Origin of the sequence: Bradyrhizobium sp. CCGB01, from assembly GCF_024199795.1 — a bacterium.
Lineage (GTDB): Bacteria > Pseudomonadota > Alphaproteobacteria > Rhizobiales > Xanthobacteraceae > Bradyrhizobium.
In genome coordinates, this window is the sequence record NZ_JANADK010000001.1 from 4,396,014 (window position 1) to 4,413,999 (window position 17,986).

Genomic DNA, 17,986 nt, shown 5'->3' on the forward strand with positions numbered 1-17,986 from the left:
CGCGCGTCCCGCCTTTCCCGGAATGATCTGATCAGAGCAACGCAGCTCATGTCCTTTGTTCTCGTGCAGGTGATCGCCGGCGGGCTTCTGCTCGGTGCCGTCTACGCCCTGTTTTCTTCTGGCCTCACGCTGGTGTGGGGCATGATGAACATCGTCAATTTCGCGCATGGCGACTTCGTCATGCTCGGCATGTATGTGGCCTATGTCGTCTACACCCTGATGGGGGGAGGGCCGATCCTTGGCGCGCCGCTGGCGACCTTGGTGCTCGCGACCGTCGGCGTCGTGGTCTATTTCGCCCTGATCCGCGACATCATGAAGGGGCCGATGCTGGCGCAGATCCTCGGCACGTTCGGGCTCGCGCTGCTGTTGCGCTATTCCGTGTTCTGGTGGTTCGGCGCCAACTTCCTGTCGATGCCTCCGAACATCGTCGGCGGCACCTATGCGTTTGCGGGCCTGCGCATCGAGGCCTCGCGGCTGCTTGCCGGCGTCGTCGCGCTGCTGGTGACGTTCGGCCTCCATCTGCTCCTGACGCGCACATCGCTGGGCTCGAAAATGCTGGCAGTGGCGGAGGATCAGACCGCGGCTCAGCTCATGGGCATCCGGCCCGACACCATGCAGGCGATCGCCTGGGCCATCGCGGCCGGCGCCACGGGCCTTGCCGGCGCGCTGATCGCGAACTTCTTCTACATCGTGCCGACGGTCGGCGAGACGCTCGGCATCGTCGCCTTCGTCACGGTGTCGCTCGGCGGTTTTGGCAGCGTGCCGGGCGCGCTCGTGGCGGGCCTGTTGATCGGCGTAATCGAGTCGCTGTCCGGTTATCTGATCGGAGCCGTCTACAAGGACATCGTGGTCTATGTGCTGTTCCTGTTCTTCCTCTGGTTCCGGCCACAGGGCCTGATGGGGAAGATGTGATGCGGCGCTGGATCTGGCTCTCGGTCGTCGCCGCATTGGCGATCGCCTATCCGCTGCTGCTGTCCTCGCCGTTCCAGCAGCGCCTGGGCGCGCTGGTGCTGCTCTATGCCATCGCCGCGTCGGCCTGGAACATCGTCGGCGGCTATGCCGGCCAGGTTTCGGTCGGCCATGTCGTGTTCTTCGGCTGCGGCGCCTATGCCGCGATGGGCTCCTACGCAAAATTCGGTCTGTCACCGTTGTTCGGCATTCCCGGCGGTATTGTGCTCGCGGTCGGGCTTGCCGCGATCGTCGGCGTGCCGACGCTGCGGCTGTCCGGCCATTATTTCAGCATGGCGACGATCGCGGTGGCCGAGACCATGCGGCTGATCGTGACCAACACCGAATGGCTTGGTGCGGCCGTCGGTCTTTCCGGTCCGACCGTGCCGCGCAACATCTTCGATCTCTCGTTCCTGTCGTCGCTGCCGTATTATTATCTCTTCCTCGCCGTGCTCGTGATCACGCTGCTGATCACCTGGTGGATGACCAACAGCCGGATGGGATTTTACCTGCGCGCGATCAAGGATTCCGAGCGCGCCGCAAGATCGCTCGGCGCGCCTGCCAGCCGCACCAAACTCTATGCCTACATGCTGAGCGCGGCGCTGACGAGCGTCGCCGGCGCGCTCTATGCGATGATGTTCGGCTTCGTCGATCCCGAGTCCGGCCTCGGCATCCTGATCTCGGTGAAGATCCTGATCATGGCGGCACTGGGCGGGGCAGGGCTGCTGTTCGGTCCGCTGGTCGGTGCCGCGATCCTCGTGCCACTGGAGGAGATCTCCAACAGCTGGCTCGGCGGCAAGGGCGCCGGCCTCACCTTCGTGGTCTACGGCGCGATCATCGTTCTGATCGCGCGCTTCCAGCCGGGCGGCCTGCTCAGCCTTTTCGCGGGACGCAGGAAGACCAATGCTGACAAGGGAGCCGGCCATGCTCCTTGAGGCACGCGGAATCACAAAGGCGTTCGGCAGCTTCAAGGCGGTGGACGATGCGTCCGTCACGCTGGAGCAGGGCGACATTCTCGGCCTGATCGGTCCGAACGGCGCCGGAAAATCGACCTTCTTCAACTGCCTCACCGGCGACCTCGAGACCACCGCAGGCCGCGTGCTGTTCGAGGGAACCGACATCACCGACTTCGCGCCGGAGCAGCGCGCCGGGCTTGGGCTGGCCTGCACCTTCCAGGTGCCGCAGACCTTCGAGGGCATGACGGTGCTCGAGAACGTTATGATCGGCGCCTTCCTGCGCACCTCGCACCGCCACGAGGCCGAAACCAAGGCGCGCGCGGTGCTGGAGCGCGTCGGCATGAGCAGGCTCGCGGATGCGCCGGCGCGCTCGCTCGGCACGCCCGGCCGCAAGCGGCTGGAGATCGCCCGCGCGCTGGCGACCGAACCGAAGGTGCTGTTGCTCGACGAGGCCATGGCCGGCCTCAACGCGCATGAGGTGAGACTGGCCATCGATCTCGTGCGCGAGATCCACCGTTCCGGCATCACGCTCGTCATCGTCGAGCACATCATGGAAGTGATCATGTCGCTGGCGAGCCGCGTGATGGTGTTTCACCAGGGCAAGGAGATCGCCCGCGGCTCGCCGCGCGAGGTCACCTCCAATCCGGCGGTGATCGCCGCCTATCTCGGCACCCGGGCCGCCAAGGCGGCCGCAGGGCACACGCCGGTCGAGCTGATGGGCGGGCCGGACCTATGAGCGGACCATTGCTCAGGATCGAGCACCTCGAGGTGCGCTACGGCGACCTCATCGGCGTGTCCGATGTCTCGCTCGAGGTGCCCGAAGGCAGCGTCGTCGCGCTGCTCGGCTCCAATGGCGGCGGCAAGACCACGACGCTGAACGCGATCGCGGGCCTCATTCCCGTGCATTCCGGCTCGATCAGCTTTCGCGGCGAGGACATCGCCGGCCAGAAGGCTTTTGCGATCGTGCGCAAGGGGCTTGCGCTGTCGCCGGAAGGATGGCGGCTGTTCGTGCAGCAGAGCGTCGAGAACAACCTCATGCTCGGCGCGACGCCGCTGCACGACAAGTCCCGTCAGGCCACGTTGCTCGAACGCGTCTACGAGATATTTCCGCGCCTGAAGGAGCGCCGCAACCAGCGCGCCGGCACCATGTCCGGCGGCGAACGGCAGATGCTCGCGGTCGGCCGCGCGCTGATGAGCGACCCAAAGCTGCTGATGCTGGATGAGCCATCGCTCGGCCTTGCGCCGGCGGTGGTCGAGTCCATGTACGAGACCTTCGGCCGTTTGCATCGCGAGGGCCTGACCATCCTGCTCGCCGAGCAGTCGATCGAGCTGGCGTTGGAGGTGTCGGACTTTGCGACGGTGCTTCAGGTCGGCAAGAGCGTGCTGTCTGGGACGGCCGCGGCACTCGCGGAGGACCCGCAGGTGCAGAAGGCCTATCTCGGCGTAGACTGACTAATTTCCGCCTGGAGCAGCAGCAGCAGGCAACCGGCAAGCCGCGTTTCCATCTCTTTCGACGAAAGCGACAGCGGTCCGGGATCGTTGAGGATCGCGTTCACCAGCGTGCCCAGCACGACCTGGAAGCCGAAGGCGATGGCGCGGGTCTTGGCGGCCTTGCGGCCCTTTCCCATGGCCGGCAGCAGGAGAGGGGTGGCGCGCATCGTGGTTGCTTTCGCGAGCGCCTTGAACGGCGTCCATTTGTCCGGGCGGGTGTCGTCGTGCTGGAGCGCGGCGCGCAGCACGCCCTCGTGATTGCGCATCCAGGCGATGATGCCGCTGACCATGACATGGCAGAGCTTGTCGAGGCTTGTATCCGCTGACGGCCGCCTGATCTCGCCCAGCCGCTGCTCGCCGTCGCGCGCGGCGAGCGCCATCAGCGCGTTGAAATAGGCCTCCTTGCTCTCGAAGCGGCTGTAGAAGGCGCCGACGGTGGCGCCGACTTCAGCGCAGAGCATCTCGATCGAGAGTTCGGCAAGGCTGCGCGTCCGCAGCATGCCGGCGCCGGCGCGGAGCAGCGCCAGCGTCGTCTCGCGGCTGCGTTTCTGGCGCGAGGGGGCAACGCCCGGCAGGTCGAAATCGCGAAGTTCGGATTCCTCTCGGAGTAGCCGCATCCGCTCTTGCATCCGTGCTAAAGCATAATCATAATTCGGATTATAATTTATGGGCGAGCCGCAGGTCAACCGCGGCGGCCAAATGCACAGGGAGGAGCAGATGAGCGCAGGCAGCACCGCGCCGTTCCGCGGCACCGTCGGCAGGACGGTTGCGGACTCAAAGCCCTGGTGGCCGGAGGCGCCACGGCCGCCCGCGGGCGCGCCGAACATCCTGGTCGTGCTGTTCGACGACGTCGGCTTCTCCGATTTCGGTTGCTATGGCTCCGCGATCAAGACGCCGACCATCGACAGGCTCGCCGCTGAAGGGCTGCGCTACTCGGGCTTCCATACCACTGCGATGTGCTCGACGACGCGCGCGGCGCTGCTGACCCGGCGCAACCATCATTCGGTCGGCGTCGGGTGTCTGGCCAATTTCGATTCCGGCTATCCCGGCTATCGCGGCAAGATCGCGCGCGAGGCGGGAACGCTGGCCGAGATGCTGCGCGTCCATGGCTATCGCAACTACATGGTCGGCAAATGGCACGTCACGCCGCTGACCGAGAGCGGCGCCACCGGCCCGTTCGACGGCTGGCCGCTCGGCCGCGGTTTTGATCGCTTCTACGGCTTCCTCGATGCCGAGACGGACCAGTACGCGCCCGAGCTTGTCTCCGACAACACGCATATCGATCCTCCGGGTACCTACGCCGACGGCTATCACCTGACCGAGGATCTGATCGACCAGTCGATCCGCTTCATTGGCGATCACGTCGCCGATCGTCCTGACGTTCCCTGGCTGACCTGGGTCGCGCTGGGCGCCTGCCATGCGCCGCACCAGGCGCCGGCCGATATCATCAGGAGCTACGATGCCGCCTTCGCGCATGGCTGGGACGTCGAGCGCGAGCAGCGTCTGGCGCGGCAGAAGGCGATGGGGCTGGTGCCGGAGGGAACGCGGATGCCCGCGCGCAATGACGGCGTGAAGGCGTGGGAGGAGCATTCGGCCGACGAGCGCCGCGTGTTCACGCGCCTGCAGGCGGCCTTCGCCGGCATGCTCGACCATTCCGATCGGCATCTGGCGCGCCTCGTCGCGTTCCTGGAGACCGCCGGTATCCGCGACAACACTGTGATCATCGTGATGTCCGACAATGGCGCGAGCCAGGAGGGCGGGCCGCTCGGCTTCGTCAATGCGATGGGTCCCTTCAACTTCAAGCCGGAGCCGATCGCGGAGAAGCTTGCCCGTATCGACGACATCGGCGGGCCCGACACCCACAGCAATTTCCCGCATGGCTGGGCGATGGCGTCGAACACGCCGCTGCGGCGCTACAAGCAGAACACCCATGGCGGCGGCATCCGCGATCCCTTCGTCATCAACTGGCCGAACAGGATCGCGAGCAAAGGCGAGCTGCGGCACCAGTTCGTCCACGCCTGCGACCTCACGCCGACGCTGCTCGAACTGATCGGCATCGAAGCGCCGAATGAAATCGCGGGCTGTCCGCAGATGCCGCTGGAAGGCGAGAGCTTTGCGCGCTCGATCAATGATGCGTCCGCGCCTTCAAAGAGCTCGCCGCAATATTTCGAGATGTTCGGCCATCGCGGGCTTTGGCAGGGCGGGTGGAAGGCGGTCGCCTTCCATCCCTCGGGCACGCCGTTCGAGAACGACAAATGGGAGCTATTCCATCTCGACGAGGACTTCTCGGAGACCAACGATCTCGCGGCCAGGGAGCCGGAGCGTCTCGCCGCGATGATTGCGACCTGGTGGGCGGAGGCCGAGAGGCACAAGGTGCTGCCGCTCGACGACCGCTTCGGGCCGCGCTTTGCCGAGAACGCCGCGCGCTTCCACGGTGCGCGTCACCATTTCGTCTTCCACGCCGGCATGGGCCACGTGCCGACCGACGTCGCGCCGGACGTGCGCAGCCGCAGCTACACGATCGAGGCGCATGTCGAGATCGACGTGCAAGGCGGCGATGGCGTCTTGATCTCGCACGGCGATGCGACGTCGGGCTACAGCCTGTACGTCAAGGACGGCCACCTCGTGCACGACCTCAACATCGGCGGCAGCCATCAGATCGTTCGGTCGGACCGGAAAGTGCCGCCAGGCGCGCGGCGGCTCGGGGCGCATGTCGAGCGTCTCGTGCGCAAGGAGCCGCCGGCCAAGGGCTCGCGTACCGGCGTCACCGAATACATGCTGCTGATCGACGGCGAGCCGGCGGGTTCGCTCCAGACCCAGCTCGGCTTCCACACGCTGATCTCGTGGTCCGGCCTCGACATCGGCCGCGATCGCGGCAGCCCCGTGTCGCACTACGAGGCGCCGTTCGAATTCGAGGGGCGGCTGTTGCGCGTCACCGTCACCATGCACGACGACCAGCGGCTCGACGGCGATGCCGTCGGCAACGCGCAGATGGCCCGGCAGTAACGGGGAAGTCCTTACTTGATCTTGTCGTAAGCGGCCGCGAAATCGCCCAGCGGCATCGGGATCGCGATCGTCTCCTTGGCCATGTTCTGGAAGGAGACCTTCAACTGCTTGCCGGACCTCAAGGCGCCCAGCAGGTCCGCCGCGATGGGCGTCGAGGCGTAACAGCCGCGGTTCTCGCAGGTCTGGATCTGGAGATCGACGGACTTGCCCTCGTCGACCTGGAGCTTGGCGCCGATGGGAAGGTTGAGACCGAGCGGCAATTGCAGCAGCGCCACCGGCGTGCGGGTGTCGGGCGCGATGCGGATGTTGATCAGCACGATGGTCTGGCCGGTCTTGGTCAGCACCGCGTTCTGCTCCATCGCGCATTCGAGCGGCGCCTCGCGGCTGACGCTGGTGCAGCGCACGACCCAGCCCGCCTGCTGCGCCGGAGCACCGTCAGCCTGTGGCTGCGTCGGGGCAGGCGCGGGCTGAGCGGCCGGGGCAGGGGAGTTCTTCTTGGCGCTCTGCTGGGCAGACGCACCGCCTGTCGACAACAGCAGAACGGCGGCGAGGGCTACAAGTTTGGATTGCATGGACATGGCGAAACCGCGTTGGCGTGAACCGAGGGCCTCGCTGTAGCGTCGCGGGAGCCGCGGCGCAAGCTTACTCGGCGGCTTGCTTAACGCTGCCGTGCTCTTGCGTCTCGTGACCTTCGCCGTCGCCCGAACGGCCCCAGCCCGAGAACCAGTTATTGAGCTCGTCGAGATAGAGATAGACCACCGGGGTGGTGAACAGCGTCAGCGCCTGGCTGACGATCAGGCCGCCGACCATGGCGTAGCCGAGCGGCTGGCGGATCTCGGCGCCGGTGCCATGGCCGAGCATCAGCGGCACGCCGCCGAGCAGGGCGGCCATCGTCGTCATCATGATCGGCCGGAAGCGCAACAGCGCGGCCTGGCGGATCGATTCCTCCGGCGTCTTGTGCTCGTCGCGCTCGGCGGCAATCGCGAAGTCGACCATCATGATGCCGTTCTTCTTCACGATGCCGATCAGGAGGATGATGCCGATCAATGCAATGAGGCTGAAGTCGAAGCCGGCCGCCATCAGGATCAGGAGCGCGCCGACGCCGGCCGAGGGCAGGGTCGACAGAATCGTGATCGGATGGATGTAGCTCTCGTAGAGGATGCCGAGGATCAAATAGACCACGACGAGGGCTGCGAGGATCAGCAGCGGCACGGTGCCGAGCGACTGCTGGAATGCCTGCGCGGTGCCCTGGAAGCTCGAATTCAGGGTCGGAGGTGCGCCGAGATCGGCCATCGCCTTCTGCACGGCCTCGGTGGCCTGGCCGAGCGCGACGCCTTGGGCGAGGTTGAAGCTGATCGTGATCGCCGGGAATTGGCCCTGATGGCTGATCGAGAGCGGGCGGACCGGATCGGTGCTCCAGGTCGCAAAGGTCGACAGCGGCACCTGGTCGCCGGTCAGCGGCGATTTCACATAGAGCTTGTTCAGGCTCTCGAGGCTGCCCTGCAACTCCGGCAGGATCTCGAGGATCACCTTGTAGGTGTTGAGCTGGGTGAAATATTGCGTCACCTGGCGCTGTCCGAACGCGTCATACAGCGTGTCGTCGATCAGCTGCGGCTGGATGCCGTAGCGCGATGCGGTGTCGCGGTTGATCTTGAGCTGGACCGTGGTGCCCTGCGTCTGCTGGTCGGTCGCGACGTCGCGCAGCTGCGGCAGCGTCTGCATCTTGGCGAGGATCCTCGGCGCCCAGTCGTTGAGCTCGGCGAGATCGGCATCCTGTAGCGTGAATTCGAACTGCGTACGCGTCGGCCGGCCGCCGAGCCGGACGTCCTGAGCCGCCTGCATGTAGAGGCGGGCGCCCGACACCTTCTCGAGTTTGGGACGCAGCCGGGCAATTATCTCCTGCGCCGATGCGTTGCGCTCGTTGCGCGGCTTCAGCGTGATGAACATATTGCCGTTGTTGCCGGCGCGGCCGCTGCCGCCGATGTTCATCGCGATCGTGGCGACGTCGGGATCGTCCATCACGATCTTGCCGAGCTCGACCTGGCGCCGCTGCATCTCGGCGAAAGAGATGTCCTGCGAGGCTTCGGAGGTCGCGGTGATCAGGCCGACGTCCTGCTGCGGGAAGAAGCCCTTCGGGATCAGGACGAACAGGTAGACCGACAAAGCGAGCGTGGCGAAGAAAATCGTGAGCGTGGTGCGCCGCCAGGCCAGCGCGTGGTCGAGCACGTATTCATAGCCGCGCAGCAAGCCGTCGAAGCCGCGTTCGCTCCACTGGTAGAACTTGCCGTGGGTCACCTCGCCATGGGCGCGCAGGAACCGCGAAGCCATCATCGGCGTCAGCGTCAGCGAGACGAACATCGACACGAAGATGGTCATCGCCAGCACGACGGCGAACTCGCGGAACAGGCGTCCGATGATGCCGCCCATCAGCAGCAGCGGGATCAGCACCGCGACCAGCGAGATGCTGATCGAGACGATGGTGAAGCCGATTTCCTTGGAGCCCTTGAAGGCGGCCGCCATCGGCGATTCGCCTTCCTCGATGTAGCGCGTGATGTTCTCGAGCATCACGATGGCGTCGTCGACGACGAAACCGACCGCGATGGTGAGCGCCATCAGCGACAGATTATCGAGCGAATAGCCGGCCACCCACATGAGCGCACACGCGCCCAATAGCGCCAGTGGAACCGTGATGGTGGGAATGACCGTCGCCCAGAAACTGCGCAGGAAGATGAATATGACCATGACCACGAGGGCGATGGTCAAGAGCAGTGTGAATTGGACGTCCTCGACCGCGGCGCGGATCGTCGTCGTGCGGTCGCTGATGAGCTCGATCTTGATCGCGGGCGGGATTGCTGCGACGAGCCGGGGCAAGGTCGCCTTGATCCGGTCGACGGTCTCGATGACGTTGGCGCCCGGCTGCTTGAACACCACCAGGAAGACGCCGCGCTTGCCGTTGGCCCAGGCCGCCTGTTTGGCGTCTTCAGCGCCGCTGACCGCCTGGCCGATGTCGCGGATTCGCAACGGGCCGCCGTTGCGATAGGCGATGATGACGTCGTTCCAGTCCTTGGACTGGGTGAGCTGGTCGTTGGCGTAGATCGTATAGGCGCGCTTCGGCCCGTCGATATTGCCTTTGGGGCTGTCGACCGTGGTGATTGCGATCTGGCTGCGCACGTCCTCCATCGACAGGCCCTTGGCGACGAGTTTCGCCGGGTCGATCTGAATGCGGATGGAGGGCTTCTGCTGGCCGCCGATGAACACCTGGGCTACGCCCGAGAGCTGGCTGATCTGCTGGGCGAGCTGGGCGTCGACGGCGTCGCTGACGCTGGTCAGCGGCAGCGTCTCCGATGTCGCCGACAGCAGCAGGATCGGCGCGTCGGCCGGGTTGACCTTGCGGTAGGTCGGCGGTGAGGGCAGGTTCTTCGGCAACTGGCCGCTGGCGGCGTTGATGGCGCCTTGCACGTCGTTGGCGGCGCCGTCGATGCTGCGGTTGAGGTCGAACTGGATGGTGATCGAGGCGGTGCCGAGATAACTCGTCGAGGTCATCTGGGCGATGCCGGGGATCTGGGCGAATTGCCGCTCCAGGGGCTGGGCCACCGACGAGGCCATCGTCTCCGGGCTGCCGCCGGGCAAATTGGCGGTGATCTGGATCGTCGGGAAGTCCACCTGCGGCAGCGGCGCGACCGGCAGCAGGGGATAGGCGACGAGACCGACGAACAGAATGCCCGCCATCAGCAGCGAGGTGCCGATGGGATAACGGATGAAAGGTGCCGAAATCCCGCCCTCGGTCATTCCTGTCGTACCTTGTTCTGGCTTGGATCCGAGCTTGCTACGGCCGTCGAGACGAGGCTTCCGGGCTGGACCTTGAACTGACCGCCGGTGATCACCTGCTGACCCGGGCTCAAGCCTTCATCGACCACCGAACGACCGTCGATGGCGTAGCTGACCTTGATCTTGTGCACTTCGGCCTTGTTGTCTTGATTGACGGTATAGGCGTAGAGGCCGTTGGTCGAATGCTGAACCGCGTCGTCCGGAACCACGGTCGCGTCCTTCAGGGTGCGGACCAGAAGGCGCGTCGAAACCGACTGGCCGGGCCACAGCGTGTGTTCCTTGTTGTCGAACACCGCCTTGAGCCGAATAGTCCCGCTGGTCGTGTCGACCTGGTTGTTGATGACCGCGAGCTTGCCCTCGGCCAGCGTCTTCTTGCCGTCAGTGGTGAACGCGATCACCTTGAGCGCACCAGCCTTCTGGCCTTCGCTGATATAAGGCAGCTGATCCTCCGGCGCGGTGAAGATCACCGAGATCGGCTCGACCTGCGAGATCGTGACGATTCCCGTCTGCGTGGAGGCGTTGACGATGTTGCCGATGTCGACGAGGCGCAGCCCGGCCACGCCGGTGATCGGCGCCTTGATCTGGGTGTAGTCGAGCTGGGTCTGGGCGTTGGAGATCGCGGCTTCGTCGGCGGCGATCTGGGCGTTGAGCTGGGCGACCGTCGAGCGCTGGGTATCGACCCGCTGCGCGGTCGCGAATTCCCCGAGCCTCATGGCGCGCTGGAGTTCGAGATTGGCGTTGGCGAGGTTGGCCTCGTCCTGTGCCTTCTTGGCCTTGGCCTGGTCGAGCGTGGCCTGGTAGGGCCGGGGGTCGATCGAGACCAGAAGCTCGTCCTGCTTGACGATCTGGCCTTCCGTGAAGGCGATCTTGTCGATCTGGCCGTCAACCCGGCTCCGGACCTGCACGGTGTTGAAGCCCTGGACCGTGCCGAGACCGGTCAGGTAGACCGGGAAGTCGGTCTTCTGGACCGGCGAAACGCTGACCGGGATAGCCGAAGCGCGGGGCGGGCCCTTTTGGGCGGTCTGGGTTTTTCCGCCCTCGGGCGATCCGTATTTCTGCCAACCGTAGTAACCCGCAGTGGCCAATGCGGCGACAATGACAATCCAGAGAAGCGGCCGCGATTTTTTCATATCGGCTCGTTGGCTCGTGTGCCCAAAACTACGAATTGTGGGGCAATCATAGGGTTCCAGCGCGCTTGTATAATACACGCCAAGTTCCAGTGTAAACAGCACTATCGGTCGGGAATCCTAAACAATTGGAAAGCTTTGCATCGCCTAGGCAACCCTCTGGCGCGGCGGTGTGCAGTGCTGCATTTTCCCGGCGCGAGCGATCCGCGCGCAAATCCTGGGTAATGCTCGGACGTGGTGTGCGCGGGCCGGGTCACGCCTCGCAGATGAGCCGGACGCGACGAGTTGCAAGAACGGTTCTAAATCGCGAGCGCGGCGTTTCGGTTGTCAGGAAAATCCGCATCGGTCATATCGGCCCCCGCCACAAGGGGAGCGCAGGATGGACGAGCTGAACGGCAAGCTGATCGCGTGTCAGATTCTGATCACGGGACTGATCGCACGCGTCGCCAACGAGCAGCGCGATCCCTTGCGATTCCTGACCGACTTCCGCGACGAGATCAAAGCCGTCGTCAACGGCGTCAATATCGGCGGCATGGACAACAGTGACCGCGTGCGCGCCGTTGCGCAGAAAACCGTCGACGAATTGTTCTCGCTGATGAAGCCGCCGAGCAGTGATTGATGCCGCGCGCGCGGCGCGGATCTGGCAGTATTTTTCGTGCTCGCTTTAGAATGAATCCAATCTGAATTTAGAACGATTTCAAAGTCCAATTTAGAATCGTTTTGATCTGGACTTATTCCGGGGTTCTCGCGGGTTGCCCGCATTGACCGGCTATTTTGCGGCCGATACCAACACCCATCGTTCGTCGAAGTGAATGAGCGAACAAGAATATGGGGCGTTTGGTAATGGGGCAGGTGGTCGCACCGAAGTCGTTGCGTTCGGTCGCAGCGTTCAATCCGACGGATGACAAGTTCGCGGGAATTTCCGGCAAGAAGGTTTCGGCAGTCGCAAGCCTGATCGCGGCTGCGTCGGTGTCGAGCGGCGCGCAGGCGCAGCAGTCGAATCTGCCGCCGGTGACGGTCGATGCTCCCGTCGAACGTCCGCGTCCGGCCGCCTCGAAGCCCACGCCGGAGCAGGTCCGCGCCCGCAACGCGGTTCGCCGCGCCGCACAGCGCCAGCAGGCCCAGCAGACGGCTCCCACGACGCCGTCCGGTCCCGCCGACGCCGATCCCTATGCCGACCCGGCCGCGCCCTACAAGGTCGACCGCGTCCAGGCTTCGAACAAGTTTCCCGAGCCGCTTCTGAACACGCCCAAGACCATCACCGTGCTCAGCAAGGAAATCCTCGACGACAAGAACGCCACGACGCTGAGGGAGATCGGGCGCTCGACCGCGGGCGTGACGCTGGGCTCGGGTGAAGGTGGCAACGCGTTCGGCGACCGCTTCTTCATCCGCGGCTTCGACGCGCGCAACGACGTCTTCATCGACGGCATCCGCGATCCCGCGGTCTCGATCCGCGAGAACTTCTTCACCGAGCAGCTCGAGATCCTGCGCGGCCCGGCCTCGTCCTATGCCGGCCGCGGCACTGCGGGCGGTGCGATCAACATCGTCACCAAGCAGGCGACCGATCGCAACTTCCAGAACGCCGAGACCACCTTCGGCACCGACATGACCAAGCGCGTCACGATCGATGTCAACCAGGTCGTCGACCCGACCTTCTCGGTGCGCGTTGGCGGCCTGTTCCAGGACGCCAACGTTGCCGGCCGCAACTTCGTGACCGACAATCGCTGGGGTACCTTCATCTCGACCAAGTACACCCCGACCACCGACATCAAGATCACCACGAACTACGTTCACACCGACCTCAGCGGCTATCCCGATTTCGGCGTGCCGTACTACAAGCAGGGCAACGTGCCGGCCACGGAAGCGGGCATTCCGCGCGGGACCTGGTACGGCTTCCTCAATCGCGACTTCCAGACCGCGCGGCAGGATTTCGGCACGCTTACGGGCGAGTACAAGCCGACCAACAACATCACCCTGATCAGCCGGACCCGCATGGAGCAGTCGACGCTGGAATATATCGGCACGCTGCCGCAGTCGCCGATCACGACCAATCCTGATCCGACGAAGTGGACCATCACCGCGAGCGCGCAGAGCCGCAACCAGTGGGTTGACGTCATCGCCAACCAGGAAGAGGCCGCGTTCAAGTTCAACACGGGATCGGTCAAGCATACGGCGGTGACCGGGCTCGAGGTGTCCAATGAACGCATCGGCATTGGCCGCTACACCGGCCTTTCGTCGGAAGCGTTCGGTGCCGGCTCCAACAGCAATGGCGCCCTGACGCTCCAGAACATGTACTCACCCGGCTACACCTACACTCCCGGCCCGTTCAATCCGGTGCTCGGCGGCGATCCGACCCGCTACAACGTCGACAGCGGCGCCGTCTACGTAATGGACACAGCGAACTGGGAAGACACGATCATCGTGAACGGCGGCGTGCGCTGGGACAGCTATAAGCTGAAATCGTCGATTGCCGCGGCTTCGAGCAGCGTCGACTCGGACTTCGTCAACTACAACGCCGGCATCGTCTACAAGCCCGTTCCGATCGGCAGCCTCTATGCGGCCTATGCGACCTCGACCAATCCGTTCGGTTCCGAGCTCGACGCAACCGGCACGGATTACGGCTCGTCTCCGCCGACCGGCACCACGATCCTCGGGCCCGAACAGAACAAGGCGGCGGAAGTCGGCACCAAATGGGAGCTGTTCGACCGTCACCTGCTGGTCAGCGGCGCGCTGTTCCGGACCACCAAGGACAATGCGCGCGAGACCGTCGGCACCACGCTGACATCGGGTGCGGCCTACCAGATCCAGGGTATCGACATCGAGGCCAGCGGCAAGCTGACCGACCGCTGGAGCATCTTCGGCGGCATCGTGCTGATGGAGTCAAAGGTGACCAAGAGCAACATCGCCGGCAATGTCGGCCTGCCGCTCGCCAACGTCGCCCACCAGTCGTTTAGCCTCTTGAGCAAGTACAAGTTCGACGGCGATTGGGAGCTCGGCGGCCAGGCGGTGTTCCGCTCCAAGGTCTATGGCGGCACCTTCGGCGCCAACACCGGCACGCTGATCCCGAGCTACTGGCGCTTCGACGCGTTCATCGAGAAGAAGATCGACAAGAACTGGACCATGAAGTTCTACGCCCAGAACCTCACCAACAAGCTCTATTACGACACGCTCTATCGCAGCGCGACGCCGTTCGTGGCGGTCGCGCCGGGCCGGGCATTCTACATCGTAACAACAGCGAAGTTCTGATCATGTTGACGTGCCTGCCTGGCGTTCTCAGCAAAGATGATGTGGCGGATTTCCGCCGCATCATGAACGCCAGCGACTGGGAGGACGGCCGCTCCACCGCGGGTGCGCAGTCGGCCATCGTGAAGCGCAACGAGCAATTGCCGCCCGACAGCGAGGTCGCGCGCAAGCTCGGTCACCGCATCATTTCGGCGTTGACGTCGAACCCGCGGTTCCTGGCAGCGGCGATCCCGCTCCAGATCTTCCCGCCGCTGTTCAACCGCTATGCGGCGAGCAGCGGCCACCATTTCGGCCTGCACGTCGACAATGCGATCCGCGGCGACCGCCTGACAGGTCTTCGCATCCGCACAGACCTGTCGGTCACGCTGTTCCTCGCCGAGCCGGACGAGTATGATGGTGGCGAACTTGTGATCGAGGACACCTACGGTTCGCACGAAGTCAAGTTGCCAGCAGGCGACTGCGTGCTCTATCCCTCGACCAGCCTGCATCTCGTCACGCCGGTGACCCGCGGAACGCGGGTTGCGTCTTTCTTCTGGCTTCAGAGCATGATACGGGACGATCAAGCCCGGAGCATGATCTTTGACCTCGACACCGCGATACAGGCGCTGGTGGAAAGGCTCGGGCGTGACGATCCCGAGACGGTCAAATTGACGGGTATCTATCACAACCTCATTCGCTACTGGGCCGAAGTATGAAGATCATGTCCCCCCAAGCAAGCCTTGCCGCCGCTGTGATGCTGGCGGCCGCCTGGCTCGCATCCCCTGTTTCTGCCCAGACACAGCCCGCACCGGCGCCGCCGGCACAGGCCCAGCCGGCACAGGTCCAGTCGCCCCCGGCTAGCCCGGCTCCCGCGCCATTGGCCGCCGCGCCTGCGGCTTCGACCGCTCCCGCTGCAACAGCTCCCTCTGCTCAGACGGCATCGCCTGCAGCCACCAACCCGGCGGCCGCGAAGGCGGAGGCCGTGACCGTTGGCGTGCCCGGCATGAAGGAATTGTCACCCTGGGTGATGTTCATGTCGGCCGACGTCGTCGTGAAGGCGGTGATGATCGGGCTTGCGTTTGCCTCGCTGATGACCTGGACCGTCTTCATCGCCAAGTCGATCGAATTGTCGGCCGCTTCCTCCAGGCTGCGGTCGGCGCTGAAGAAGATATCGGAGGCACGGTCGCTCGCGGAAGCGCAGATGGCGCTCGGCGCCAAGCAGGGCGTCCTGCCGTCCTTCCTGGCGGCGGCGCTGCGCGAGGCGCGGATGTCGGCCGGCCTGTCCAGCGATGCCGGCATCAAGGAGCGCGCCGCCTCGAGCTTCTCCGAGATCGTGCGCGCGGAGGCGCGGCGCATCCGCATCGGCATGGGCGTGCTCGCGAGCATCGGCTCCACGTCGCCCTTCGTCGGCCTGTTCGGCACCGTGTGGGGCATCATGAACAGCTTCATCGGCATCTCGAAGTCGCAGACCACGAACCTTGCCGTCGTCGCGCCCGGCATCGCGGAGGCGCTGCTCGCGACCGCGATCGGTCTCGTCGCCGCCATTCCCGCGGTCATCATCTACAACCACTTCTCGCGCATGACGAAGAGCTACCTCGAGCTCGTCAGCCGTGCCTCGGGTGCGGCGGGGCGGTTGCTGTCGCGCGATCTCGACCGCAGCCACGGCAGCGTGCATTCGCGCGCAGCGGAGTGAACCATGGGTGTTTCGCTCGCAGACAACGATGACGACGACGATTTCTCCGAGACGCATGACATCAACGTCACGCCGTTCATCGACGTCATCCTGGTGTTGCTGATCATCTTCATGGTCGCAGCGCCGCTCTCCACGGTCGACCTGCCGATCGATCTGCCGACGTCGAGCGCCACGCCGCAGAAGAAGCCGGACAAGCCGACCTATCTCAGCATCAAGCCGGATCTGACGCTTGCCATCGGAGAGAACCCGGTCCACCGGACCGAGCTGATCGGGACGCTCGACGGAATGTCCGACATGGCCAAGGACAAGTACGTTTTCCTGCGTGCCGATCGTTCGGTGCCGTATGGCGAGTTGATGGGCGTCATGGAGCTCTTGCGTGCGGGCGGCTATACCCGGGTGAAGCTGGTTGCGCTGGAAGGCGCTCCGGGGATGCCCGCGGCAGGCGCCGCCCAGCCTTAGAGGCCCGCGATGTCCGACGAACCCAGACCATCCCGGAAGCTTTGGATTTTGGCGGCAGTGGCGGCGCTCGGACTCCATCTGGGCGGCGCTGCGCTTGCGCTGGCCCATTTGCGAACCGACGATGACGACGATGGCCTTGGCGCGATCGGTGCAGAGTTCGCCGTGGAGATGGCCTCGCCCAAGGCGCCCGAGACTGATCTGCCGCCCGGGCCCGACAGCGAGGCCATGCAGGAGCAACAGGCGCTTCCCGAGCAAAAGGCCGAGACCAAGGAGACCGAGCTTCCAAAAGACCAGTCACAGGAGGTCGAGGATCCCGACCGGGTCGTGACCGAGAACAACGCGAAGAAGCCGACGGAAGACGAACCGAAGATTCAGGCGATTGAAACTCCGGCTGCCGAGGCGTCGCCGAAATCGGTTGCGACGGCACGGCAGACCCTCGATGAGGATGCGCGCGAGGCCGAGAAGGCGCTGGCGCCTGTCATCGGTATCGGCAAGGACATCTTGAGGATTACGGCGGACTGGAACCGCAAGATCAGCGCGCATCTATCCGCGCACAAGGTCAATCCGGAGGGCAAGGTGCCCAGTAACCAGACCGCAAAAGTGAGTTTCGCGCTCAACCGAAGGGGGAACGTGATTTCGGTCGACGTCATCGAGTCGTCCGGGGATGCGGCTTACGACGCCGCCGCGATCTCCATGGTCCACAAGTCCGATCCTTTCCCGATACCGCCTGCCGGGCTGACCGACGATCGGTTCGAACGCACCGTCGAGATCATGTTCAAGCCGCCGGACGAGAAGAAAAAGAAGAAGTCGGCTCAGCGCCAGTAGAGCCGGATCCCGACATAGACCACGACCAGGCAGGCGAAGATCAGCGCCACCGGCAGCGGCCTTTTCTGGACTGCACCGAACGCCGCCGCTCCGGAGGAGGCAATCTTCTTCGGCTTCGGGGCCGGGCGGCGGAAAGCGGTAACATTGTCCGCCGCGGTTTCAGGCGCGCGGGGGCGGACGTCGGGCGGGGTTCCCGCGCCGCCCATCTCGGCATAGTAGGCCTTGTAGATCGCGCCGATGGTGGCCTCGGTGGCCTCGCCCTCGCTCATCTGCGCCAGCAGGTTCTTGTAGCTGGCGAGGAACTCCTGGGCCTCCGGAGGCAGGGCGGATGCCCCGTTGAGCTTGGCCATCATCTTCCAGGTGGCAAAATCGGCGCGGGCGCGGGTATCGGCGCGTCGCGCGATCAGCATATCGGCAGCTTTGACCAAGTC

16 protein-coding genes are annotated in these 17,986 nt (G+C 64.7%); 11 read left to right on the forward strand and 5 right to left on the reverse strand.

What is annotated here, in order from left to right; translation table 11 throughout:
- Positions 1 to 48 precede the first annotated feature (48 nt).
- From NLM25_RS20005 to NLM25_RS20020, 4 genes are read left to right on the forward strand one after another with little or no spacing between them, the layout of a single operon-like run.
- Positions 49 to 912, forward strand: coding sequence for a branched-chain amino acid ABC transporter permease (locus NLM25_RS20005; protein WP_254118560.1), 864 nt, complete (start codon positions 49 to 51; stop codon positions 910 to 912).
- On the forward strand, positions 912 to 1,883 hold the full coding sequence (locus NLM25_RS20010; RefSeq protein WP_254118561.1) for a branched-chain amino acid ABC transporter permease: 972 nt from the start codon (positions 912 to 914) through the stop codon (positions 1,881 to 1,883). The genes NLM25_RS20005 and NLM25_RS20010 overlap by 1 nt, the downstream gene beginning before the upstream one ends.
- Positions 1,873 to 2,640, forward strand: a complete 768-nt coding sequence (locus tag NLM25_RS20015) for an ABC transporter ATP-binding protein (RefSeq protein ID WP_254138088.1) — start codon at positions 1,873 to 1,875, stop codon at positions 2,638 to 2,640. Before NLM25_RS20010 ends, NLM25_RS20015 begins: the two co-directional genes overlap by 11 nt.
- Positions 2,637 to 3,356 (forward strand): ABC transporter ATP-binding protein, encoded by a 720-nt coding sequence (locus tag NLM25_RS20020; protein WP_254138089.1) that lies wholly within the window; start codon positions 2,637 to 2,639, stop codon positions 3,354 to 3,356. Before NLM25_RS20015 ends, NLM25_RS20020 begins: the two co-directional genes overlap by 4 nt.
- Here the strand turns inward: NLM25_RS20020 and NLM25_RS20025 are convergent.
- Positions 3,338 to 4,024 (reverse strand): TetR/AcrR family transcriptional regulator, encoded by a 687-nt coding sequence (locus NLM25_RS20025; RefSeq protein WP_375167838.1) that lies wholly within the window; start codon positions 4,022 to 4,024, stop codon positions 3,338 to 3,340. The two genes, NLM25_RS20020 and NLM25_RS20025, sit on opposite strands and share 19 nt — an antisense overlap.
- An 88-nt stretch (positions 4,025 to 4,112) precedes the next feature.
- On the opposite strand from NLM25_RS20025, the gene NLM25_RS20030 reads away from it, so the two are divergent.
- Positions 4,113 to 6,401, forward strand: coding sequence for an arylsulfatase (locus NLM25_RS20030; protein WP_254138091.1), 2,289 nt, complete (start codon positions 4,113 to 4,115; stop codon positions 6,399 to 6,401).
- Between the two features lie 11 nt (positions 6,402 to 6,412).
- Here the strand turns inward: NLM25_RS20030 and NLM25_RS20035 are convergent, their stop codons facing one another.
- The 3 genes from NLM25_RS20035 to NLM25_RS20045 form a co-directional block, all read right to left on the reverse strand.
- Complete coding sequence (locus NLM25_RS20035) at positions 6,413 to 6,979, reverse strand: invasion associated locus B family protein (RefSeq protein WP_254138092.1); 567 nt, start codon at positions 6,977 to 6,979, stop codon at positions 6,413 to 6,415.
- Positions 6,980 to 7,043: 64 nt separating this feature from the next.
- Positions 7,044 to 10,190: a multidrug efflux RND transporter permease subunit gene (locus NLM25_RS20040; RefSeq protein WP_254138093.1), complete on the reverse strand. Its 3,147-nt coding sequence runs from the start codon at positions 10,188 to 10,190 to the stop codon at positions 7,044 to 7,046.
- The gene (locus NLM25_RS20045) at positions 10,187 to 11,359 is read right to left on the reverse strand and encodes an efflux RND transporter periplasmic adaptor subunit (protein ID WP_254118568.1); all 1,173 of its coding nucleotides are present in this window, start codon (positions 11,357 to 11,359) and stop codon (positions 10,187 to 10,189) included. The genes NLM25_RS20040 and NLM25_RS20045 overlap by 4 nt, the downstream gene beginning before the upstream one ends.
- A 376-nt stretch (positions 11,360 to 11,735) precedes the next feature.
- On the opposite strand from NLM25_RS20045, the gene NLM25_RS20050 reads away from it, so the two are divergent.
- The 6 genes from NLM25_RS20050 (at position 11,736) to NLM25_RS20075 (ending at position 17,555) form a co-directional block, all read left to right on the forward strand.
- Positions 11,736 to 11,975 (forward strand): hypothetical protein, encoded by a 240-nt coding sequence (locus NLM25_RS20050; RefSeq protein WP_254138094.1) that lies wholly within the window; start codon positions 11,736 to 11,738, stop codon positions 11,973 to 11,975.
- A 209-nt stretch (positions 11,976 to 12,184) separates the two neighbouring features.
- Complete coding sequence (locus NLM25_RS20055; protein WP_254138095.1) at positions 12,185 to 14,602, forward strand: TonB-dependent siderophore receptor; 2,418 nt, start codon at positions 12,185 to 12,187, stop codon at positions 14,600 to 14,602.
- Positions 14,603 to 14,604: 2 nt separating this feature from the next.
- Complete coding sequence (locus NLM25_RS20060; RefSeq protein ID WP_254118570.1) at positions 14,605 to 15,294, forward strand: Fe2+-dependent dioxygenase; 690 nt, start codon at positions 14,605 to 14,607, stop codon at positions 15,292 to 15,294.
- Positions 15,291 to 16,271, forward strand: a complete 981-nt coding sequence (gene exbB, locus NLM25_RS20065) for a tonB-system energizer ExbB (RefSeq protein WP_254138096.1) — start codon at positions 15,291 to 15,293, stop codon at positions 16,269 to 16,271. Before NLM25_RS20060 ends, exbB begins: the two co-directional genes overlap by 4 nt.
- 3 nt (positions 16,272 to 16,274) lie before the next feature.
- Positions 16,275 to 16,730 carry a TonB system transport protein ExbD gene (gene exbD, locus NLM25_RS20070; RefSeq protein WP_254118572.1) on the forward strand — a complete coding sequence of 152 codons (456 nt, stop codon included), beginning with the start codon at positions 16,275 to 16,277 and terminating at the stop codon, positions 16,728 to 16,730.
- 9 nt (positions 16,731 to 16,739) lie between these two features.
- Entirely contained in the window at positions 16,740 to 17,555 is an 816-nt protein-coding gene (locus tag NLM25_RS20075; RefSeq protein ID WP_254118573.1) for a TonB family protein, read from the forward strand.
- Here the strand turns inward: NLM25_RS20075 and NLM25_RS20080 are convergent.
- Positions 17,543 to 17,965, reverse strand: a complete 423-nt coding sequence (locus NLM25_RS20080) for a hypothetical protein (RefSeq protein WP_254124292.1) — start codon at positions 17,963 to 17,965, stop codon at positions 17,543 to 17,545. The genes NLM25_RS20075 and NLM25_RS20080 overlap by 13 nt on opposite strands.
- Between the last annotated feature and the right edge of the window lie 21 nt (positions 17,966 to 17,986).